This is a genomic window from Mycobacterium sp. NPDC003449 (genome assembly GCF_053588415.1).
In genome coordinates this window covers 16,789-37,220 of sequence record NZ_JBSFPX010000021.1, presented here as the reverse complement: position 1 = coordinate 37,220, position 20,432 = coordinate 16,789, and the positions used below count along the sequence as shown (strand labels likewise).

The 20,432-nt window shown below is 67.6% G+C and carries 23 protein-coding genes; 19 read left to right on the top strand and 4 right to left on the bottom strand.

Features of this window, described 5'->3' with window-relative positions:
• The first annotated feature begins 1 nt into the window (after nucleotide 1).
• The gene (locus ACWDTP_RS08770) at nucleotides 2-844 is read left to right on the top strand and encodes an NmrA family NAD(P)-binding protein (RefSeq protein ID WP_450018604.1); all 843 of its coding nucleotides are present in this window, start codon (nucleotides 2-4) and stop codon (nucleotides 842-844) included.
• A gap of 182 nt (nucleotides 845-1,026) precedes the next feature.
• On the opposite strand, the gene ACWDTP_RS08765 is transcribed toward ACWDTP_RS08770, so the two are convergent.
• Nucleotides 1,027-2,250: a DUF222 domain-containing protein gene (locus tag ACWDTP_RS08765; protein ID WP_450018602.1), complete on the bottom strand. Its 1,224-nt coding sequence runs from the start codon at nucleotides 2,248-2,250 to the stop codon at nucleotides 1,027-1,029.
• A 21-nt stretch (nucleotides 2,251-2,271) separates the two neighbouring features.
• On the opposite strand from ACWDTP_RS08765, the gene ACWDTP_RS08760 reads away from it, so the two are divergent.
• A complete protein-coding gene (locus ACWDTP_RS08760; RefSeq protein ID WP_450018600.1) occupies nucleotides 2,272-2,592 on the top strand; it encodes a hypothetical protein in 321 nt (106 codons plus the stop codon).
• A gap of 190 nt (nucleotides 2,593-2,782) precedes the next feature.
• Nucleotides 2,783-3,655: a GNAT family N-acetyltransferase gene (locus ACWDTP_RS08755; RefSeq protein WP_450018598.1), complete on the top strand. Its 873-nt coding sequence runs from the start codon at nucleotides 2,783-2,785 to the stop codon at nucleotides 3,653-3,655.
• On the opposite strand, the gene ACWDTP_RS08750 is transcribed toward ACWDTP_RS08755, so the two are convergent.
• Nucleotides 3,555-4,109, bottom strand: a complete 555-nt coding sequence (locus ACWDTP_RS08750) for a hypothetical protein (RefSeq protein ID WP_450018639.1) — start codon at nucleotides 4,107-4,109, stop codon at nucleotides 3,555-3,557. The genes ACWDTP_RS08755 and ACWDTP_RS08750 overlap by 101 nt on opposite strands.
• Before the next feature lie 223 nt (nucleotides 4,110-4,332).
• Between ACWDTP_RS08750 and ACWDTP_RS08745 the strand changes: the two genes are divergently transcribed.
• From ACWDTP_RS08745 to ACWDTP_RS08675, 15 genes are all read left to right on the top strand, one after another.
• A complete protein-coding gene (locus ACWDTP_RS08745; RefSeq protein WP_450018596.1) occupies nucleotides 4,333-5,193 on the top strand; it encodes an SDR family oxidoreductase in 861 nt (286 codons plus the stop codon).
• Nucleotides 5,194-5,380: 187 nt separating this feature from the next.
• Nucleotides 5,381-5,824 carry a cupin domain-containing protein gene (locus ACWDTP_RS08740; RefSeq protein ID WP_450018595.1) on the top strand — a complete coding sequence of 148 codons (444 nt, stop codon included), beginning with the start codon at nucleotides 5,381-5,383 and terminating at the stop codon, nucleotides 5,822-5,824.
• A gap of 11 nt (nucleotides 5,825-5,835) precedes the next feature.
• Nucleotides 5,836-7,455: an FAD-dependent monooxygenase gene (locus ACWDTP_RS08735; RefSeq protein WP_450018593.1), complete on the top strand. Its 1,620-nt coding sequence runs from the start codon at nucleotides 5,836-5,838 to the stop codon at nucleotides 7,453-7,455.
• Nucleotide 7,456: 1 nt separating this feature from the next.
• Nucleotides 7,457-7,861, top strand: a complete 405-nt coding sequence (locus ACWDTP_RS08730) for a RidA family protein (RefSeq protein ID WP_450018591.1) — start codon at nucleotides 7,457-7,459, stop codon at nucleotides 7,859-7,861.
• Nucleotides 7,854-9,089, top strand: a complete 1,236-nt coding sequence (locus tag ACWDTP_RS08725; RefSeq protein WP_450018589.1) for an MFS transporter — start codon at nucleotides 7,854-7,856, stop codon at nucleotides 9,087-9,089. The genes ACWDTP_RS08730 and ACWDTP_RS08725 overlap by 8 nt, the downstream gene beginning before the upstream one ends.
• Nucleotides 9,067-10,095, top strand: a complete 1,029-nt coding sequence (locus tag ACWDTP_RS08720) for an NAD(P)-dependent alcohol dehydrogenase (protein WP_450018587.1) — start codon at nucleotides 9,067-9,069, stop codon at nucleotides 10,093-10,095. The genes ACWDTP_RS08725 and ACWDTP_RS08720 overlap by 23 nt, the downstream gene beginning before the upstream one ends.
• Nucleotides 10,092-10,889, top strand: a complete 798-nt coding sequence (locus ACWDTP_RS08715) for an alpha/beta hydrolase (RefSeq protein WP_450018585.1) — start codon at nucleotides 10,092-10,094, stop codon at nucleotides 10,887-10,889. The genes ACWDTP_RS08720 and ACWDTP_RS08715 overlap by 4 nt, the downstream gene beginning before the upstream one ends.
• Nucleotides 10,871-11,125, top strand: a complete 255-nt coding sequence (locus tag ACWDTP_RS08710; protein WP_450018583.1) for a hypothetical protein — start codon at nucleotides 10,871-10,873, stop codon at nucleotides 11,123-11,125. The genes ACWDTP_RS08715 and ACWDTP_RS08710 overlap by 19 nt, the downstream gene beginning before the upstream one ends.
• Nucleotides 11,116-11,796 carry a nitroreductase gene (locus tag ACWDTP_RS08705; protein ID WP_450018581.1) on the top strand — a complete coding sequence of 227 codons (681 nt, stop codon included), beginning with the start codon at nucleotides 11,116-11,118 and terminating at the stop codon, nucleotides 11,794-11,796. The genes ACWDTP_RS08710 and ACWDTP_RS08705 overlap by 10 nt, the downstream gene beginning before the upstream one ends.
• 154 nt (nucleotides 11,797-11,950) lie before the next feature.
• Nucleotides 11,951-13,237: an Nramp family divalent metal transporter gene (locus ACWDTP_RS08700; RefSeq protein WP_450018579.1), complete on the top strand. Its 1,287-nt coding sequence runs from the start codon at nucleotides 11,951-11,953 to the stop codon at nucleotides 13,235-13,237.
• Between the two features lie 53 nt (nucleotides 13,238-13,290).
• The gene (locus ACWDTP_RS08695) at nucleotides 13,291-14,424 is read left to right on the top strand and encodes a mandelate racemase/muconate lactonizing enzyme family protein (RefSeq protein WP_450018577.1); all 1,134 of its coding nucleotides are present in this window, start codon (nucleotides 13,291-13,293) and stop codon (nucleotides 14,422-14,424) included.
• A 12-nt stretch (nucleotides 14,425-14,436) separates the two neighbouring features.
• A complete protein-coding gene (locus ACWDTP_RS08690; protein WP_450018575.1) occupies nucleotides 14,437-15,135 on the top strand; it encodes a GntR family transcriptional regulator in 699 nt (232 codons plus the stop codon).
• 76 nt (nucleotides 15,136-15,211) lie between these two features.
• Nucleotides 15,212-15,985 carry an SDR family oxidoreductase gene (locus ACWDTP_RS08685; protein WP_450018573.1) on the top strand — a complete coding sequence of 258 codons (774 nt, stop codon included), beginning with the start codon at nucleotides 15,212-15,214 and terminating at the stop codon, nucleotides 15,983-15,985.
• An 18-nt stretch (nucleotides 15,986-16,003) separates the two neighbouring features.
• Entirely contained in the window at nucleotides 16,004-16,846 is an 843-nt protein-coding gene (locus tag ACWDTP_RS08680) for a fumarylacetoacetate hydrolase family protein (RefSeq protein ID WP_450018571.1), read from the top strand.
• Nucleotides 16,847-17,002: 156 nt separating this feature from the next.
• Nucleotides 17,003-17,332: a hypothetical protein gene (locus ACWDTP_RS08675; RefSeq protein WP_450018569.1), complete on the top strand. Its 330-nt coding sequence runs from the start codon at nucleotides 17,003-17,005 to the stop codon at nucleotides 17,330-17,332.
• A gap of 6 nt (nucleotides 17,333-17,338) precedes the next feature.
• Here the strand turns inward: ACWDTP_RS08675 and ku are convergent, their stop codons facing one another.
• Together ku and ACWDTP_RS08665 are read right to left on the bottom strand one after the other, a co-directional pair.
• Entirely contained in the window at nucleotides 17,339-18,247 is a 909-nt protein-coding gene (gene ku, locus ACWDTP_RS08670; protein ID WP_450018567.1) for a non-homologous end joining protein Ku, read from the bottom strand.
• A gap of 36 nt (nucleotides 18,248-18,283) precedes the next feature.
• A complete protein-coding gene (locus ACWDTP_RS08665; protein WP_450018565.1) occupies nucleotides 18,284-18,913 on the bottom strand; it encodes a pyridoxamine 5'-phosphate oxidase family protein in 630 nt (209 codons plus the stop codon).
• Between the two features lie 79 nt (nucleotides 18,914-18,992).
• Between ACWDTP_RS08665 and pdxR the strand changes: the two genes are divergently transcribed.
• A complete protein-coding gene (pdxR, locus tag ACWDTP_RS08660) occupies nucleotides 18,993-20,429 on the top strand; it encodes a MocR-like pyridoxine biosynthesis transcription factor PdxR (RefSeq protein WP_450018563.1) in 1,437 nt (478 codons plus the stop codon).
• The last annotated feature ends 3 nt before the right edge of the window (nucleotides 20,430-20,432 follow it).

Sequence of the window (20,432 nt, the reverse complement as noted above, 5' to 3'; positions counted from 1 at the left end):
CATGTCAGTGCTGGTGATCGGTGCGACGGGGACCACCGGGCGCTACGTGTGCCAGGCCCTGGCGGCGGCCGGGGCCGGCGTCACCGCCGCGACCAGATCCGGCGCAGCACCGGCAGGCAGTCGCGGCGTCCGGTTCGACTGGTATGACCCCGCGACCTACCGCGACGCACTCGACGGTGCCGATCGGATGTACGTCATCGCGCCGTCGCAGGAGTCGGAACCTGACGCGGCGATGCGGCCGTTCCTGGATGAGGCACGCGCAGCGGGTGTCAAACGTGTTGTGCTGTTGAGCAGTTCACTGATCGCGGCGGGAGGGCCAGGTGTAGGCCGGGTGCACGCCACCGTGGCGCAGACTTTCGGAGAATGGGCGGTGTTGCGCCCCAGCTGGTTCATGCAGAACTTCTCCGGTCGCCATCCGCACGCGGACGCCATCCGCGACCGCCGGGTCGTCACGACCGCGACCGGTTCGGGTCGCGTCGGCTTTATCGACGCCCGCGATATCGGTCGCGTCGCGGCTCGCGTCCTGCTCGACGATGTCCCGCTGAACTCCGACCCGATCCTGACGGGACCGCAAGCCCTGAGCTATGACGACGTCGCGGCGGTCATCGGCCGGGTCTGCGGGCGCGCCGTCACGCACGCGCGGGTGAGCCGGGACGAGATGCGCGCCATCTTCGCCGCGGACGGGCTACCCGGCGGCTACGCCGAGATGCTGGCAGGCTTGGACGCATTGATCGCCTCGGGCGCCGAGGACCGCGTGACCGACGCGGTCACCCGTTTGACCGGCCATGAACCGCGGTCCTTCGCCGAGTTCTGGTCATCACAGGAACGGCGAGCTACGCATTAGAGCTCCGTCTGTGAGTTGGGGAGGCTAGACCTGTTCTGAGACTGCGTCTCTGGGCATGGGGCTGGTGTGGTTCGTCGTGGCGGGCCCGGCGGCTTCTGTCGCCGTCGGGCCCGCCATGTGCGCGGTTTTCACTGTGGAGTTGTCAAAGATCGTCAAAGCGCTCGCACGAGCGTCAAAAGTGGTTATGCGGCGGTGGGCATGGCGGTCAGGGTGCGTCGCGCGTGGGAGCGTAGGTGTTCCGGTTCGGGGCCGGTTGGGTCGTGGGGTGGGATGAACCAGGGGTGGCGGTCGGGGCCGAGGTAGACCTGCCAGTCGCTGTGGTGCATCACGGTGTGGTGGTGACGACACAGCAGGACACCGTTGTCGATGCTGGTGGCCCCTCCTGTGCTCCAGGGGGTGAGGTGGTGCGCGTCGCACCAGGACACGGGTCTGCCGCAGCCGGGGAACGCGCATCCGCGGTCGCGTATCCCTAATGCTTTACGGATGTGGGGTGGGAACAACCGTTCGGTACGGCCCACATCCAGCGGTGCATCGTTCCCGTCGACGAGCACGGTGCCGAGCGTGGCGTCACACGAGATGAGTTCTGCCGTGGCGGTACTGATCGGCCCGGTGAACCCGAGCATGTCCACCTCCGCTCCTGCGCCCAGCCCAGCTGGCACCATCGCCGCGGTGGCGGGTCGGATCAGGGTGACGTGTGGGAGCACTCCACCGGAGGTGGGGCGTCGCGAACCCGACAGGTAGCTGCGAACCAAGTGTCCGAACGCGTCGGCGCGACGTCGAACCGTCGATCTCGGGTCGGGGGACCCATCGGGCAGGGGGACGGGTCGGCACAGCGGGTCTAGGGCGGCGAACAGTTCTTCGCCGGTGAGGGCATCGAGATCCAGGGTCGCGGTGACCCGCCCTTCGTCGTTGTGGTGCAGCGTCATCTCGTTGAGGTCAGTGTTCTCGGCGACCGGCAGCATTTCGCCGTCCGGGGATGGTCGGGCTGCGGTTTTCGCGATCGCGATCTCGCGGGCCTTCGTCTTCACCCCCGTCGGGGTGGTCTGGATCATCAGGGTCCGCACCACCTGCGCCCGCTCATCGTCAGACAACTCGACACGGTCACCGATGTGTTTGACGCCCGTGCCGACCGCATCCACAAAGTCGATGTCCAGTGCCCCGAGGCGTTGTTGTCGGGTCAAGGCGGGCAGGGTGTGTGCGGCGCGCCCGACCCGCGCCGCTCGATACGCCGGCCCAGGGGCGACGCCCAGACTGGTCAGCAACTGTGCCCCGGTGCGCAGCCGCTGCCGTGTCGGGATGCCGGCACGCTCAGCGGCTGCGACCGCCTGGGCGATCACATGATCGGACAGATTACGCACGGTGACCGCGGCGACCAGGACCGACAACAGGGGCTTCTCATCGATCACTCGCCGCGGAGCATCCAGTAGATGAAACAACGAACGTTCAGCGTCATCGACGGGTGCCGGCGACGGCGTGAGCTCATCGATGAGCGTATTGATGAAGGAATCGAGATCGGAGGCTTCCATAACTGGTTACCCACAGCTTTCGCAACAAGCGCACGCACGCAGGGCATGCGTGACGGGGCGGCAAACAAAACGGCTCCCACATGGTCCTGGCGTCCCAGAAACATCGAGCCAGCAATGAACATGGCGCGGGCGAAGCTCTCAGTTTCCCCTTCCCGGGGAGAAAACTTCTATTCGAACATGTGTGCTACTCTACGCTTCATGGTGACCCCGCGCAAGGGTTGATTCTGACGGACGTCTCCTGAAAGTCGTTGTACCCGTTGCGGAACCACGCCAGGACCCGACGGCTGAAAGCGAGCCCGGTCGATGTTGAGCGGCATGCAGTGTGGCCCTCGAAACCCTTAGCCGCATCCATTCACGGGCGGAACAACTAGGGAGTAGCGGCCGCGCAAATTCTCTGACTATAGTCAGAGATATGAACGTCACCGCCACTCTGCGGCAGTTCAACCGCACCTATACGCAACGCATCGGTGTGCTCGAAGAGTCCTACCTGGGCACCGGGCGGCCGCTCAATGCATCGCGGCTGCTGTTCGAGATCGGCGGCGCGGGGACAATCACGATCCGTGAGCTGCGCGATCGCTTGGGCCTCGACTCCGGTTATGTCACCCGCATGCTGGCCCGGTTGGAGAGCGAGGACCTCGTCGGTGTCAGGCCGGATCCCGCCGATGGGCGCCGCCGCATAGTCGAACTCACCGCAAGCGGCCGTAGTGCCGTCGCCGAACTGGAGGAGCGTTCGGAGAACCTGGCCGCCGAGCTGGTCGCGCCGTTGGCATCGCGGCAACAGCAGCGTCTGGCTGACGCTCTGGCGACCGCCGAACTACTCGTACGTGCAGCCACGGTGCACATCGTCGAGGTGGCACAGGATTCGCCCGACGCACACACTGCGCTCACCCGTTATGTCGACGAGCTGAATGTTCGCTTCCCGCAAGGCTTCGAACTCGGTGCCCCGATCGAGGCGGAGCCGGGTGCACGCTACGTCGCCGCGCTCTGCGACGGGCCGCCGGTCGCGTACGGTGGCGTCCGCCCGCTCGATGTGGATGGGGCCGAGCGGTTTGCCGAGATCAAGCGTATGTGGGTCGACAGTGGCTGGCGCGGTGTCGGTTTGGGTAGCCGGATACTGCGCCACCTGGAGTCGCTTGCCGCTGAGGACGGTTTCGCCGGTGTCCGGCTCGACACCAATGGCAACCTCACCGAGGCGGTCGCGCTGTACGAGCGCGCCGGTTACGTGCGGATCGACCGCTACAACGACAATCCGTATGCGCAGCTCTTTTTCGAGAAGCGCCTGTAAGTCCCCGATGTGTGGCGTACGTTCTGGCTCGCCGCGGACAGCCGCCAGGGCGTGCCCGTTCATTCCCGTCACCGGAACGGAGCTGAACGACCGGGATCTCCTTGGGAACCGGGGTGGACGGATCGACCGGCACGTGCACGACCCCGTCAACCTGTCGGCTGAGCATGCTCTCCCAGGCCTCGCGTTCTTCATCGATGAGGCCGCGGGTCTGCGCGACGATCAGCTGAAACCCCTCGGCGTCCAGCTCGGTCTGCAGTACCTCGGCCGCCGAGGTGTAGAACTCGTTGGTCAGGTCGGGGATGAGCAGGCCGACCGCTCTGCTTCGTCGTTCTCGCAATGCCCTGGCTGCCGCATTGCCCCGATATTCCAGTTGCGCGGCAGCCACTCGCACCCGACGTCGCGTCTGTTCGTCGACATAGCCTTTTCCGCTGAGCGCACGCGACGCCGTGCCCACCCCGACCCCGGCCAGCTTGGCGACATCCGCGAGTGTGCTCACGCATCCAACCTATCGGATGGTTTGCTGCCCGATCGCCATGTCAGGCCGATGATTTACCACAGGATGTCTTCCCCTGGAAACTGTCGTGCGGCCGACGGTCGTGACGAAGTGTTCAGGCCCGTCCGATCCGTATAGTCGTCATCGAACTCGCCGGCCAGATCCGCGATCCGTTCCGAATGGGGTGACATCGATTACGGCAATTCCTGACAAGCCAATTCGCCACTGGTTCATCACCGGGGCCTCCGGTGGCTTGGGCCGCCACCTCACCGAGCACGCGCTGCGGCACGGCGATCGTGTCACCGCCACAGTTCGGCGTAGCGGTGCCCTACTCGACCTGAGCGAGACTCACGGTGACCGGCTGACCGTCGTAAGCCTCGACCTCACCCGGCCGGCCGATGTCGACGAGGTGCTCGAGCGGACCCTGGGGGCCGGTCCAGTCGACATTGTCGTCAACAACGCCGGATACGTGGTGGTGGGCGCGGCCGAGGAGATGACGGTCGGGCAGATCCGCGACCAGGTCGAGGTTCTGCTGTTGGCCCCGATGGTGATCACCCGGGCGTTCCTGGGCCCGATGCGCGCCCAGGGCGGTGGGCGGATCATCCAGATCTCCAGTATGGGTGGCCAGGTGGCGGTGCCCACCCACAGCGCCTACCACGCCGGTAAATGGGGGCTGGAGGGTTTCACCGAGAGCGTCAGCCGTGAAGTCGCCGACTTCGACATCCGCCTCACGCTGGTCCAGCCCGGCGGCACCCGCACCGGTTTCGGGTCGGCCATGCGTTACACCACCGAATCGGATCCCTACCGGGACAACGCCGTCGGTCAGACCCGGCGGTTACTGCAGTCTGCCGACGACACAGCTTTCACCGGTGACCCGGCCAAGATTGCGGCCGTCATCTACGACACCACCCGCCACCCGGATCCGCCGATGCGTCTTGCATTCGGATCCGACACCTACAACGCCGTCCACACGGCACTCTCCGAACGTCTCATGGCCCTCGAAGCCCAGCAGGATCTCGCCGCGTCGGTCGCCTTCACCGACTGACGCGGCCCTCAGAACCGCGGGGACGGACGCGGTCTTGTTCTGGCGCGGCAACGGAAGCTTGGCCTCCGATACTCGCTCGAACTGTTCAAAGTTTGAACACCATCCTCGAACGCTCTGTGATCCGGCGCAATATCGCACGGTGCCCGCAGTTCCGTGCGGCGCCCGATGCACAGAGAGGACGATCGAGATGGATCTCAAGGTCACCTGGGACGGCGACGTCACCCGCGTCCGTCCGGAGAACGAGGTTCGCGCCAAGCAGGATGTCCACGCACTGTTCGGGGTCAACGGTGTGAGCACACCGTCAAAACACCTGTCGCTGTTGGTGACGTCGCTGCGGCCCGGTGAGAAATCGAACGCCCATTACCATCTGGAGCACGAGTCGGCCCTCTACGGCATCAAGGGTAGCGTGCACTTCTTCTGGGGCGCCGAACTGGAGCATGACCTCGTCCTGGGCGAGGGCGACTTCCTCTACATCCCGCCGTTCTGCCCGCACGTGTCCTACAACCGCAGCCACACCATCGACGCGGCGTTCGTCACCGCACGCACCGACGCATTCGAGCAGGAACGGGTTGTGGTGTTGCCCGAGCTCGACGACGACCGTTGCAAGAGCCGCGTCGCCTACGTCGACTGAGAGGACCCGACATGATCGATGTACTGATCGTGGGCGGCGGGCCGGCGGGCATGAGCCTGGCCCTGCTGCTGGACCGGTTCGGGGTGGACAGCCTGCTGGCCGAGCGCCGCGCGACCACCACGACGCACCCCAAATCCCGTGGCTGCCATGCCCGCACCATGGAGCAGTTCCGGGTCTGGGGTATCGAGGAGCGGGTGCGCCGGGCGGGTCTGCCCCAGGAATCCGACGTCGCATGCTGGTGCGAGAGCCTCAACGGACCGTTGGTGGCCTACACGCAACCCGCGCCGACCACTAATACGCCCGCGCCGCGGTCGATCGTGCCGCAGGACGCGGTCGAGGAGGCGCTCGACGACGCGCTGTCCCGGTGCGCGAAGGCGGAAGTCCGCAGATCCACCGAACTGGTTGATTTCCAGCAGGATCCGGACGGCGTGACGGCCCGACTGCGCCGGGTCGCCGGCGGTCACGAATACGAGGTTCGGGCCAGGTATCTGGTCGGCTGCGACGGTGCGTCGAGCCGGGTGCGGTCCCGGCTCGGTGTGGTGATGGACGGCCCGGAGCAGATGGCGTTGATGGCCAACCACTATTACCGCGCCGACGTCAGCCACTTTCCGCATGTGCGCAGTGCGATCGGCTTCTTCGTACGCCCGCGGGACCGGTCCAAGGAGGACACCATCGTGCTGGCCACCGGGCCGGTGGGCGACCGGTGGCTGACGGTACAGAAACTGCGGGACGGCGAGCAGCCCATGTCGGAGGCCCGGTTGATCGAGGCCGTCCGGGAGCAGTGGGGCCTGCCGGACCTGCCGGTCGAGCGCATCAACGTGATGAACTGGAAGATGAGTGCACAAGTCGCCCAGCAGTTCCGGGTCGGCCGGGTGTTTCTCGCCGGGGACGCCGCGCACCGCTTCCCGACCGCGGGCGGCAACGGGTTGAACTCCGGGGTGCAGGACGTGCACAACCTGGCCTGGAAGCTCGCCGCGGCGCTGACCGGGGCCGGGGCCGATGCGCCGCTGGACACCTACGAAGCCGAACGACGGCCGGTGGCCCAGTCCAACACCGCGTTCTCGGTCGGCAACCAGCACCGCATCGACCGGATGGACGAGGCCTTCGTCCACCGCGACGAGGACCCCGAGACGTGGCGGGAGCTCATGCGCGATCAGGACAAACAGCTGCACAGCGACGGGCAGTCGATGGGGTTCGTCTACACCGACGGTGCCATCGTCGACGACGGCTCACCCGTCCCGCCCTACGACGCCCAGCGGTACTGGCCGACCGATCGGCCCGGCGCACGCTTTCCGCACTTCTGGATCGACGCGGGGCAGGCCGAGTCGAGCATCGACTGGTTCGACACCGCGTTCGTCCTGGTGTGCGGTCCGGACGCCGACGACTGGCAACGGGCGGGCGAACTGCTCGCGTCACGGTCACCGGTGAGCTTGCAGGTCAAGCGATTGCCACACCTGCTGGGCCCGTTGACGATCGAGCGCGACGGCGCCGTGCTGGTGCGTCCCGACGGTCATGTCGCCTGGCGGTCCAGGGGCTCGGGCACCGCCGAGGAGCTGTCCCATGCGGTTGACCGGGTGCTCGCGGGCGGCACCCGTGCCGAGTTGGTGTCCGCAACCGATATGAGGAACTGATATGACGACCCTGCCGACCTATCACAACCCGCACGACCTGGGGGCACCCCTCAGCGCCTACACCCATGTCGCCATGGCCGGTGATCTGGTCTTCGTGGCGGGCCAATGCGGCCTCGACAAGGACAATTCGGTAGCCGGCCCCGACGTCACCAGCCAGACCTACCGGGCCTATGAGAACATCACCAAAGCGCTGATTTCCCAGGGGAGTTCGCTGCTACAGGTGATGCGGTTCGTCACCTACCTGGTATCGCCCGACGACATCGCCGAGTTCTATGCGGCGCGCCAGGCCTTCTTCGCCGCGCACTATCCGAGTGGTCAATACCCGCCGAACACCCTGCTGATCGTGCAGGGGCTGGTGCGGCCCGATCTGCGGGTGGAGATCGACGCCACCGCCTATCGTGGCTGAGCACACGCTGACGCGACGCAACGCCGCCGTCGTCGGACTCTGCCTGCTGATCAACGTGGTCGAGGGTTTCGACGTCCTGGTGATGGCCTTCGCGGCGACGGGCGTGGCCGACGAGTGGTCACTCGGCGAATCCGCGGTAGGGCTGTTGCTGAGCAGCGGCCTGGTGGGGATGGCGCTGGGGTCGGCGTTCATCGCCCCACTGGCCGACCGTTTCGGCAGGCGCCCGGTGACCCCCCTCGCGCTCGTATGCTGCGGGCTGGGGATGACCGTCGCGGCGTTGTCCACCGGTCCGGTCATGCTCGGCTCCGGTCGGGCGTTGACCGGGCTCGGAGTGGGTGCGACGGTGGCCAGCCTCCCGGTCGTCATCACCGAGCTGACGCCGAAGCGCTGGCGCGGCAGCATGATTGCGCTGTACGCGGCGGGCCTTCCGGCGGGCGGCATCCTGGGCGGTGTCATCGCGGCCATGCTGGTGTCCGGGCACGGGTGGCGGGCGCCCTTCGTGGTCGGTGCCGTGCTGACCGTGATCCTGGCGTCGGCCGTGACCGTCGCGCTACCGGAATCCCGGCAACACCGACAGCCCACCGCCCCACGGATCGCCGTCCGGGCCATGTTCGATCGGCACAACGCCGCGCCCACCGCTGCGCTGTGGTTGTCCTATTTCGTGCTGATGGGTGGCTTCTACTTCGCGGCGAGTTGGACACCACGGCTCCTGGAGCAGAGCGGGTTCTCCGGGCAGCAGGGGTTGAGCGCCGGGGTCCTGCTCAACCTCGGCGGCCTCGTGGGCACGCTGCTGTTCGGGGTGCTCGCCCTGCGCACACCGAGAAGAACACTGACCGCCGCCGCGTTCGCGTTGTGCGGTCTGGCGTTTCTGGTCATGACGTTCGCGCTCGGATCGCTTCCCTCGGCATTGGCGGTCGCGATCGCGGTCGGGCTGTTCATCAATGCCTGTGCCGCCGGGCTGCATTCGATAGGCCCGGAGTTGTACGCGGCACCGGTGCGGGCCACCGGCATGGGCTGGGCGATGGGCATCGGCCGGATCGGTGCGCTTACCGCACCGATCCTCGCGGGCGTCCTGCTCGACGATGCGTGGTCGCCGGAGTCGCTGTTCCGCCTGTTGGCCTGGCCGATGGTGGCGGCCGGGCTCGCCGTGCTGCTCATGACGACCCGCAAGCACACCGAATCACCGACCTCGAAGGAGATCATCGATGAAAGCCGTTCGGCTGCATGACTATCAGAAGCCGCCGACCGTGGAGGATGTCCCTGACCCGGTGCTGACCGGTCCGCTGGACGTCATCGTGCGGATCGGCGGCGCCGGGGTGTGCCGGACCGATCTACACATCGTCGAGGGGCAGTGGCAGAAGGCGATGAACCCGGCCCTCCCGTACACCCTCGGCCACGAGAACGCAGGCTGGATCGTGGATGCCGGAGCGGGCGTGACCAATGTCGCGGTCGGGGACGCGGTCATCGTGCATCCCCAACCGTCCTGTGGGTTGTGCCCGGGTTGCCGACGCGGTGACGACATGTTGTGTGAGAACGCCTTCTTCCCCGGCGTATCCGACCACGACGGCGGTATGGCCGAATACCTGCGCACCAGTGCCAGGGCCTGCGTCAAACTCCGCCAGGGCACCGAGCCCGCCGAGGTGGCGGCCCTCGCCGATGCCGGTCTGACGGCCTATCACGCCGTACGCAAAGCCATTCCGCTGCTGCCCCCGGGAACCACCGCGGTGGTTCAGGGGATCGGCGGGCTCGGGCACATCGGCATCCAGGCGCTGACGGCGTTGACCGCGACCACCATCGTCGCGGTCGACACCAACCCGGCCGCGCTGGACCTGGCCAAAAGCATCGGCGCCGACCACACCGTCCTGGCCGACGGCTCCCACGTCGAGCAGGTCACCGACATCACCGGCGGGCGTCGCGCGGAGGTCGTCTTCGACTTCGTCGCCGAGGGCGGGGCCGAGCAGGACGCCTGGTCCATGACCGCCAACGGGGGTTCGCACTATGTCATCGGTTACGGCGGCGAACTACGGGCACCGACTGCCGAATTCGTTCTGGGTCAGCGCAATATCATCGGGAACAGTGTTGGCAGTCACCGCGAGCTGGTCGAGTTGATGGAGCTCGCACACACCGGCAGGATCACGCTGCACAGCCGGCGCTATCCACTCGACGCCGCCGCGCAGGCATTCGACGACCTCGTGAACGACCGGGTCCGGGGTCGTGCGGTGCTGGTGCCGTGACCGTGCAGCCAGGTGATCTCGCCGATCCCCGACTGATGCGCCCCGGACCGGTGCGGGTCATCGACGACGCGATGTCCTATCTGGGCCTGAGGTACGCGGTCCGGCCCGGCTGGCGACCGTTGACCCTGGACCTGCACGTGCCGGTGACGGGTGGGACGGCACCGGTGGTGGTGTACGCCCATGGTGGCGGGTTCGTCGCTGGGGTGAAGGAGATGGGGCCGTGGGCGAGCCTGCCCGCCAAGGGTTTCGCCGTGGCATCCATCGACTACCGGCTCAGCGGTGAGGCTCGCTATCCCGAGCCGGTCGGCGATGTGCTGGCGGCGATCGGCTGGGTGCGGGCCAACGCCGAGTCCTACGGACTGGACGCCGACCGGATCGCCGGATGGGGCAGTTCGGCGGGCGGTTATCTGATGGCCCTGGCCGCACTTCGCGGCGCGGCGCGCCTGTCGGCCCTCGTGCTGCACTATCCGCTGACGGAACCGGAGGGCGTCGAGGCAGTCCGGCCGTTCTTCAGCGGTCTCGACGACGACGGTCTTGCCGGGGCATCCGTGGCGGCCGCCGTCCGGCGGGCGGATCGGGTGCCACCGATGCACCTGAGCCACGGCGACGCCGATCGACGCTGCGGCATGCGCCACAGCGTAGCCGTGCACCGGGCGGTGTTGGACGCCGGTGGGACATCGGTGCTGAACGTGGTGGCCGGTGCCGACCATGCCGACCCGCGGTTCGCCACACCGGAAGTGCTGGCACCCGCAGTGACATTTCTCCAGGAGACCATGTGCGTATCGCGAATCTGAACGGCCGGGCGCAGCTGCTGCTCGGCGACGGTGTCGTTGACATCGCCGAGGCAAGCCGCGGTGAGTTCGGACCCGACCCGATGAGCCTCTACCCGCGATGGGCGGAGTTCATCGCGTGGGCAGGTGATGAGACCGGATGTTCTGCAACGGATTACCGCGTTGAGGAGCTGGAGGCCCCGATCCCGGCTCACACGTTCACCGAACCAAAGGCCGCAGGAGCAGCACCATGTCGGTGAATACGTTGCCCGCCTACGCCGAACGGCTGGTCCGCGGTCGTCGCGCCGTACGGTCGTTCCGTTCCGATCCGGTACCGGAAGAGATTCTGCGCGCAGTGTTCTCGTTGGCCGGCGCGGCCCCGTCGAACTCCAACACCCAGCCGTGGCATATCGAGGTGGCCAGCGGTGAGACCCGGAACCGGCTCAGCGAGGCATTGTTACAGGCGCATGCCCGTCAGGCGGTGACGACGGACTTCCCGTACCGTGACGACCTGTACACCGGGCTCTACGCGCATCGGCGCCGGGCCGCGGGTGCCGCCATGTACCGGGCATTGGGGATCGCCCGCGACGACGACCGGGCGCGGTCCGCCTACGACGCGGAGAGCCTGAAGTTCTACGGCGCGCCGCACGTGGCGATGCTGTTCCTGCCCGGCAACGCCGAGGCGCGGATGGCCGCGGATCTGGGCATGTACGCCCAGACTCTGCTCCTGGCGCTCACGGCGCACGGAATCGCGAGCTGCCCGCAGGGGCTGCTCAGCTTCTATGCGGACACCGTCCGAGACGTGCTGGCAGTGCGTGACCGAAAACTGCTGTTCGGCATCTCCTTCGGGTACGCCGACACCGAGGCGGCGATCAACAGAATCGACATCCCTCGCGCCGCACTCGACGAGACGACCCGCTTTCATCGCTGAACGGCTGTATCGCCGTCGAGTCCACCCTTGTCGATATTTCGTATCTCACATATCGTATCTCGTTGTTGAGCCCCGATGATCGTTCGATTCGGGGTGCTACCACGTCGTGAAAGTGGCTGGACCAGCAGGAATCGACGACGATTCGGGAGACGAGATGACGGAGAACGCGGCGACTGCCATACCCGTAGACAAGGACGAACCGGCGCCGGCCACCGGCTGGCGCCGGTTGCGAATGGTCGGGCCGGGGCTGGTCATGGCCGCGACTGGCATCGGCGCGGGCGATATGGTGAACGGCCTCAACGCGGGAACCGAATACGGGGTGTTGCTGCTGTGGGCGATTCTGCTGGGCAGCGTCCTCAAATATCCGCTGAGCGAGGGAATCGGCCGGTTCTATATGGCGACCCGGCAGACACTTGTGGCCGCGTGGCATTCGCTGAGCCCGATCGCCTCCGGGTATTTCATGCTGTTCTTCGTATTGGCCACATTCATCACGTCGGCGGGTGTCACCTCGGCGGCTGGACTGGCGATGTCGGCTTTGTTTCCCGGTGTGATGCCGCTGTGGGCGTGGGCGGTCGTGCACGCACTGCTGGGGTTCGCCCTGGTGTGGTTCGGCCGGTACGGGTTGCTCGAACGGGTGATGACGGTGCTCGTTGGAGTCCTGTTCGTCACCGTCGTCACGCTGGCGTTCCTCACCGAGCCCGACGTCAGCCAGCTCGGTTCGGGGCTGTTGCCCAACGTTCCGGACGGTGCGGCGCTCGGCATCCTGGCGCTGATCGGCGGGATCGGTGGTTCGCAGGCCCTCGCGTTCTACCCGTACTGGGTCCGAGACCGGGGTTGGAATTCGCCCAAGTGGATTCCGACGATGCGCATCGACCTGGGATCGGGCTATCTGGTGACCGGGGTGTTCATGATCGCGATGATGTTCGTCGGGGCCGGCCTGCTGTTCGGCACTGGCCAGAACATCAGCGGAGCCGGCGGCCTGATCTCGCTGGCCGACCCGATGGGCCAACGCCTCGGCGTCCTCGCCAAGCAGCTGTTCCTGATCGGTTTCTGGGCTGCCGCGACAAGCACTGTCTTCGGGGTGTGGCACGGCAGCAGCCATCTCTTCGCCGATTTCATCCGGGTCGTCCGTAAAGTGCCCGAGGACCGGGCCAAGGAAATTCTGAGCCCCGCCGGGAAATGGTTCCGCGGTTATCTGTTGTTCATCACGTTCCCGCCGATGGTGTTGCTCATCCTCGATAAGCCGGTTTTGCTGGTGATCACCTATTCGGCGCTCGGCGCGGTGTTCTTCCCATTTCTCGCCGGCACCCTGCTGTGGTTCTTGAACTCCAAATCGGTATCGGCCGACTATCGCAACCGGTGGCTCGGGAACCTCGCCATCGGTGGGAGTGGATTGTTCTTCGTCGGGTTCGGGGTGCTCGCGGTCCTCGGCCTCGTCTAGTCCATCATGTAGTGAGATACGATATCTCGTACGCCAGAACGAAAGGTGACTCAATGTCCATCACAGCGGTGCGCGCCACGGCGGTCCGGATTCCGGTGCAGGCCGGCATCAGCCAGTCCACCCGCAAGCTGGTTCAGCGGGACTACGTCATGGTGACCATCGAGGACTCCGACACCGACGCGGTCGGCGTTGGCGTGTCCTATGTCGGTACGGCGGGCGGTCGCTCGGCGGCCGAGGCGATCGACGATGTGCTGGCCTCGACCCTGCTCGGTGCCGACCCGGCCGATATCGCGGGCCTGTGGGCCCGGCTGTACCAGGAGAGCCTGATGCAGGGGCGCCGCGGCATGGTCGTGCGCTGCATCGCCGCCATCGACATCGCCCTGTGGGACCTGGCCGGCAAGCGGGCGCGGCTGCCGCTGGCCCAGCTGCTGGGCGGGCGCACCGGCGGGATCCCGGCCTACGCGTCCGGTGGCTACTACCGCGCGGGCGATCCGGACCCGGCCGCCACGGTGCGCGCCGAGATCGAGCTCAACCGTTCGCTGGGATTCGTCGACCACAAGATCAAGGTCGGCGGTCTGCCCCCGGCGGCCGACGCCCGACGGGTCGCGGCGGCGATCGAGGTGATCGACGGCACCGGCCGGCTGGCCGTGGATGCCAACAACGCCTACCGCACGCCGGCCGAGGCGATCCGGGCCACCCGGATCCTGGAGCGCGCCGCGGGCGACGCCGGGCTGTGGTGGATGGAGGAGCCGCTGTCGCCCGAGGACATCGCCGGCCACGCGCGCATCGCCGGGGCGGTCGACACCCCGGTGGCCACCGGGGAGATCCACCAGACCCGGTGGGAGTTCCTGAGCCTGCTGAACCAGAATGCGGCGGCGATTCTGCAGGCCGATGCCGGTGTCGTCGGTGGGGTGTCGGAGTGGCTCACCATCGCCCGTACGGCACTGACATTCGGTGTCCCGGTCGCCCCGCACTGGCACGCCAACCTGCATGTCCACCTCGTCGCCGCCAGTGAGAACGGGCTGGTCGTCGAACACTTCTCCAAGGACAAGGGCATCTACAATCTGGAGGAGATCATGACTCCGGAGAGCAGGCTCGTGTTCGCCGACGGGCACGTCATCGTGCCGGAGCGGCCGGGTGTGGGCTGGGAGTTCGACGAGGCGTTGATCCGCAAATATGAGGTCTAGTCAGGGGATTTCGTGAGCACTGGTAGCGATGTCGGCGTGTCGAGCGAGCCTCCGCTGAGGGTCACGCTCGAGCGGCCGCGCAAGCTGGGCGAGATCGTCCTGGAGCAGGTCCGCGAACTGATCGTCTCCAAGCAGTTCGCACCGGGCGCCCGGCTCAGCGAGGCCAAGATCGCCGGCATCCTCGGCGTCAGCAAGACGCCGGTCCGGGAAGCCCTGCTGCAGCTGCGGATGATCGGGCTGGTGGAACTGGTCGACGGCGCCGCGCACGTCGTGGTTCCCTCGGTGCAGCTGATCCGCGAGGCCTACGAGGTCCGTTCCGGACTGGAGGCCCTGACCGCCAGGCTGGCCGCGCAGCGCGCCGACGCGGGGCACCGCGACGAGATCACCGCCGCCGCCGACGCATCGCTGGCCGCCGCCAAGGACGGCGACAAGCGCACGTTCCGCGACCACGACCGGCGCTTCCACTGGAGCATCGCGGTCGCGGCGGGAAACACCACCGCCCGGCACCGGGTCGAAGAATCGCTCATGCTGTGTCAGACCCTGCGGCAGCGGGATGTGCTGTCGGACTGGGATTCCCAGGTCTGCGGGGAGGCGCACGTGGACATCGCCAGGGCGATCCGAAACCAGGATGCCGGTAAGGCGGCCGAGCTTGCAGCCGCACATGTCATCTATGTCATGGACAAGGTCCTGACGAGCTTCGCCGACGAGTAAACGATCGATGTGCACCTCGCCGCCCGGCGTACGGCCGGGCGGGGGAGGCGCGCACGGAAGAAAGGACTACCGCAGGATGGACTACGGGCTGACCGGGACGGTCGCGCTGGTGCCTGGAGGCACGTCGGGGCTCGGCCTCGCCACCGCAAGAGCGCTCGGCGCGGAGGGTGCTCGCGTGGTCATCGGCGGCCGCCGCGCCGACCTGGCCGCCGAGCAGGCCCGCGGACTGCCCGCGGCGATCGGGGTCGGCGTCGACCTCATGGACCCCGAGGGGCCTGCGGCGCTGGTCACGGCCGCGCAGGACGCGTTCGGGCCCGTCGAGGTACTGGTGCTCAACGGCGGTGGGCCACCGGCCGGTACCGCCGCCGAGCTCACCGTCGACTCCGCCGCGGCCGCGGTCGACCGCTTGCTGCTGCCCCACATCCGGCTCGTCGAGGCGGTTCTGCCCGGTATGCGCGAGCGCGGGTGGGGCAGGATCGTGGCGATCGGCTCCAGCGGAATCCAGTCGCCGATCGACAGGCTGGCGGCGTCGAACGTCGGCCGGGCCGCGCTCGCCGGCTACCTCAAGACTCTCGCGAGCGAGGTCGCCGCCGACGGTGTGACGGTGAATCTCGTTCTGCCCGGACGGATTCGGACCGACCGCGTCGAGGCACTCAACGAAGCGACGGCGCAGCGCGAGGGCCGTGACGTCGCCGAGGTGGATGCCACCTCGCAGGCGAGCATCCCGATCGGTCGCTATGGCACGCCCGAGGAATTCGCCGCGGTCATGACCTTCCTCGCCGGTCGGCCGGCGTCCTACGTCACCGGCGCGCAGATTCGTTGCGACGGCGGCCTGATCCGCGCGCACTGACCAGCAGAGGAGATCCATATGCGTTTGGCAACGATCCGCACGGCCGCGGGCGAGGTTGCGGCCGTCGTTCACCCCGACCGCGGTGTGGCCGCCGTGCCGAAGCTGATCGGCGGTGCCGCGGCGGGCGACGTGATGTCGCTGATCGGGCAGGGCCGGCTGACCGAACTCGCCGAGCGGGCCGACGCCGCGGCCGACGACGTGTTCCAGCAGCGTGATTCGGTCACCTTCACCGCTCCCTACCGGCATCCGCGCAAAATCTGGGGCATCGGGCTGAACTACGTCGCCCACGCCTCCGATCTCGCCGAGCAGGTGCCGGACGAGCCCGCGTCGTTCATCAAGGGCGACCACACCATCGTGGGCCCAGGCGATCCGATCACCGTGCCGGTGCAGAGCCACCGGACCACCGCCGAGGCCGAGCTCGGCCTGGTGATCGGCAAATACTGCCGCAACGTCTCCGAAGCCGATGCGCTGGACCACGTGTTCGGCGTGTGCCCGGTGCTCGACCAGACCGCGGAGGACATCCTGGAACGCAATCCGCGGTTCCTGACCAGGTCGAAGAACTTTCCCGGCTTCTTCTCCTTCGGCCCAGAGGTGGTGCCGATCAACGAGATCGGCGGTTCGCTCGCCGACATCGAGGTCTCGACGGTGCTCAACGGCTCGGTGCACCGGACCAACACCGTGTCGAATATGCGTTACTCACCAGAGTTTCTGGTCAGCTTCCACAGCGCCGTGATGCCGCTCTACCCTGGCGATGTCATCTCGACGGGCACCCCTGGGGCGATCCAGATCCGTCCCGGCGACGTCGCCGAGTGCCGGATACCCGGCATCGGCACGCTCACCAACCCGGTCTCCGGCACCTGACCCAGGGTGTCGGGATGTTTGTGCAGATCCTTTGAATTCCACCTGAATTCGCATAGCCGACGGTTGTGTGGATTCGATATGAGTTCCCGAACCCGGAGAGTGACGCTGCTTACGGTTAACGCGTCCTGACCGGATTCGAAAGGAGCGACAAACCCTGTGGAAGCCTTTGGGAAAGTCAACGCCACCCGTGTGTCCGTCGGTATCGGATGTGTCGCCGCCGCGGCGGTGTGCGCGCCGACGGCCGCGGCCGCACCGTCGGAGCCCTCCGCGACCGAGACGATCAGCCAGCTGGAGAGTGAGGGCTACCGGGTGATCCTGAGCAAGGTCGGCAGCGGGTCGATCGACGACTGCTCGGTCAGCGCGGTACGGCAGGGTCGCAGCGTCACCGGACCGCAGCCGCCGGTCAACGGCAACTTCACGCTGATGGGCCCGGGCCAGGTGCTGCAGTACACGACGGTCTATGTGGACCTGGACTGCAAACGCTGAGCCGGATCACGTCTTCTTGGCGGCCTTCTTGGCCGGGGGTTTCTTGGCCGCCTTCTTCGCCGGTGCCTTCTTGGCGGGCTTGGACTTCGCCTCATCGGAGCCGGAGTCCGAACCCGATCCACCGCGCCGCGCCTTGACGCTGGCCTCCAGTTTGGCCAACAGGTCCGACACGTCCTCGGTCTCGTCGAGTTCGGCGGGCTGCTGCTCCTCGACCGAGAACGCGTCGCCGCCTTCGAGCTTGGCCTGCACCAGCTCGCGCAACTGCTCCTGGTAGTCGTCGCGGAACTGGTCGGGCTTGAAGTCGGCGGTCATCGACTCGACCACCTGCCCGGCCATCTTCAGCTCGGCCGGTTTGATCTGAACTTCCTTGTCCAGCACCGGGAAATCGGGATCGCGGATCTCGTCGGGCCACAGCAGGGTGTGGATCACCATCACGTCGCGCTTGCTGAAGTCCTTGACCCGCAATGCCGCGAGCCGGGTCTTGTTGCGCAGCGAGAAGTGCACGATCGCCACCCGGTCGGTTTCGGCGAGTGTCTTGGCCAGCAGCACATAGGACTTCGACGACTTCGAATCTGGCTCAAGGAAGTAGCTCTTGTCGTACATCAGCGGGTCGAGTTGATCGGCCGGGATGAACTCGACCACCTCGATCTCGCGGCTGCGCTCCTCGGGCAGGTTGGCGATGTCCTCGTCGGTGATCACCACCATCTGCCCGTCGTCGGATTCATAAGCCTTGTTGATATCGCGGAACTCGACGACTTCACCGCAGACCTCGCACACCCGCTTGTACCGGATGCGTCCGTTGTCCTTGGCGTGGACCTGGTGGAACTTGATGTCGTGGTCCTCGGTCGCGCTGTAAACCTTGACCGGCACGTTCACCAGGCCGAAGGCGATCGAACCCTTCCAGATGGATCGCATAGGGCCAGTATGGCCCACTCGAGGGGCTCCTCCGGGTTACTTGCCCCCGACGAGGCGGCGCACGGACTCGGGTGCCGCGACGTCCGCGCCGATCCACGGGGCGGGGACCGCAGCACCGGCCACGGTCCGCAGCGGGACCACGCCGGCCCACTCGCCGGAGTCGGCCGACGGCTCGGCGGGCGGCGCATCGCGCACCTTGACCGTCCACGCTCCCGGTTCGATCGGCAGCTCCATCGCGAGGGTCGCCGCGAGTTCCTTGTTCGTGTGGGTGCGCACCTCGGCACTGCGACCGGGGATCAGCGAATCGCTCATCAGGTCGAGGGCGTGCACCGCAGCGCGCCCCTCGATGACGGACAGCCGACCGCGTACGACGGCCGACCGGTAGTTGGCCGAGGAGTCGAACAGGGTGTCGGCGACGACGATCCCGTCGAGCATGGTCACGGCGAACGCCGCGGGCGCGCCTGCCGCGACGTGCCGCAGCGCGCCGGCGCCCGTGGATCCGTGCAGCACGATGCGGTCACCGTCGCGGGCGTAGAGCATGGGCACGACCCACGGCCAGCCGTCGACCACGGTGGCCAGGGTGCCGACCGCCGTGGCGTCAAGCACCGCGTCGAGGTCGCACCGTTGGCTGCCCGCCCGTTCGGGATGTCTCCTGATCTGCTCCACGCGTCGATCCTGGCCGCATTCTGGTTGTTGCGATAGATCCAGAACTGCGAGAAAAGACCAGACCAGTATCCTGACGTGGGTGTCCCGTCACGCGCCCGAGTTCAACCTGGCATTGCGGCTGCCGCTGAGCGCGGCGCCGCTGCGGCATCGCATCGCCGAGGCGATCGTCGAGCAGATCCGGATGGGCGGACTCGACCCCGGCGATGCGCTTCCCTCGACGCGGGCCCTGGCCGCCGAACTCGCGGTGGCCCGGTCCTCGGTGGTCGAGGCGTACGACGAGTTGGCCGCGGCCGGGTATGTCGCCGCGCGAGCCGGGTCGGGGACGCGCATCGCCGAGGGTGCGGACGCCGCTGCCACCGCGGGTGCCGCATCGCACGTCGGGTCGAGCGCCGCAGCGCCGGTGCTGCCTGCCGCTCCGGGGCAATCGCCGTCCACGTGGGATCTCACACCGGGCCACCCCGATGCCGACTTGATCTCGACAACCGACTGGCGCCGTGCCTGGCGGGCCGCGGCCGCGGCGCCGGTGCCCGCCGCCGCGGTGGGTGCGGATGGGCACCCGGAACTGCGGCTGGCGTTGTCCGGACACTTGCGCCGCACCAGGGGGATCAGCGCGGAACCGGGCGAATTGATCATCGTGCCGGGGGTGGCGTCGGCTTTGCGCACCATCGCCGCGGCCGCCCGCCTCGACGGACGTGATGTCGCCGTGGAAGAACCGGGCTACGTGCAGGGCCGCCGCGCGCTCCGGACGTCCGGGGCCCGGACGCGTTCGGTTACCGTCGACGCCGACGGACTCGATCCTTCGTCGCTTCGCGCCGCCGACGCGGCCGTGTATTGCACACCCGCGCACCAGTATCCGCTCGGCGCACGCCTACCTGTGTCCCGTCGCGCCGGGCTGGTGGAGTGGGCGTCGGCGGGAGACAGGCTGCTCATCGAGGACGACTACGACGGCGAGTTCCGCTACGACGTCTCGGCGCTGCCCGCGCTGCGCAGCGTGGACGGCGGACGCGACTGCGTGGCCTACATCGGAACCGCCTCGAAGATTCTCACCCCTTCGGTCCGGCTGGCCTGGCTGCTGCCACCGCCCGCGCTTCGGGAACCGGTGGCCGAGGTGCTCGCCCGCAGCGGCGAATCCGTCTGCGGCATCACCGCTCTCGCGTTGGCCCGGTTCATCGAGTCGGGCGCGCTGGCCCGACACCTGGCCAGGGCGTCACGCACCTACTCGGCCCGCAGGGCTGCCCTGGTCGGTGCACTCAAGCGGCGGTGGGCCGATGTCCGGCTCACCGGTGTCGAGGCCGGGCTGCACCTGGTGCTGCGGCTGCCCGATGGCAGTGACGACACCACGATCGCCGGTGCGCTGGGCGGTCGCGGTGTCCTGGTGTCCCCACTGTCCGGGTTCCTCGCCGAAGCCGGTGAGCCGCGGGGACTGGTGTGCGGATATGCCCGGCTACCCGAAACCCGGGCCGACGCGGTTGCCGAGGTGATCGCCGACGTGGTGCGGCCTCACCATCAGCCCTGAGCC

Excerpts from the sequence above, each read along its gene's own strand:
- ACWDTP_RS08770 (WP_450018604.1), top strand. The coding sequence starts at position 2 with ATGTCAGTGCTGGTGATCGGTGCGACGGGGACCACCGGGCGCTACGTG.
- ACWDTP_RS08760 (WP_450018600.1), top strand. The coding sequence starts at position 2,272 with ATGAAACAACGAACGTTCAGCGTCATCGACGGGTGCCGGCGACGGCGT.
- ACWDTP_RS08755 (WP_450018598.1), top strand. The coding sequence starts at position 2,783 with ATGAACGTCACCGCCACTCTGCGGCAGTTCAACCGCACCTATACGCAA.
- ACWDTP_RS08740 (WP_450018595.1), top strand. The coding sequence starts at position 5,381 with ATGGATCTCAAGGTCACCTGGGACGGCGACGTCACCCGCGTCCGTCCG.
- ACWDTP_RS08735 (WP_450018593.1), top strand. The coding sequence starts at position 5,836 with ATGATCGATGTACTGATCGTGGGCGGCGGGCCGGCGGGCATGAGCCTG.
- ACWDTP_RS08730 (WP_450018591.1), top strand. The coding sequence starts at position 7,457 with ATGACGACCCTGCCGACCTATCACAACCCGCACGACCTGGGGGCACCC.
- ACWDTP_RS08720 (WP_450018587.1), top strand. The coding sequence starts at position 9,067 with ATGAAAGCCGTTCGGCTGCATGACTATCAGAAGCCGCCGACCGTGGAG.
- ACWDTP_RS08705 (WP_450018581.1), top strand. The coding sequence starts at position 11,116 with ATGTCGGTGAATACGTTGCCCGCCTACGCCGAACGGCTGGTCCGCGGT.
- ACWDTP_RS08700 (WP_450018579.1), top strand. The coding sequence starts at position 11,951 with ATGACGGAGAACGCGGCGACTGCCATACCCGTAGACAAGGACGAACCG.
- ACWDTP_RS08695 (WP_450018577.1), top strand. The coding sequence starts at position 13,291 with ATGTCCATCACAGCGGTGCGCGCCACGGCGGTCCGGATTCCGGTGCAG.
- ACWDTP_RS08685 (WP_450018573.1), top strand. The coding sequence starts at position 15,212 with ATGGACTACGGGCTGACCGGGACGGTCGCGCTGGTGCCTGGAGGCACG.
- ACWDTP_RS08680 (WP_450018571.1), top strand. The coding sequence starts at position 16,004 with ATGCGTTTGGCAACGATCCGCACGGCCGCGGGCGAGGTTGCGGCCGTC.
- ku (WP_450018567.1), bottom strand. The coding sequence starts at position 18,247 with ATGCGATCCATCTGGAAGGGTTCGATCGCCTTCGGCCTGGTGAACGTG.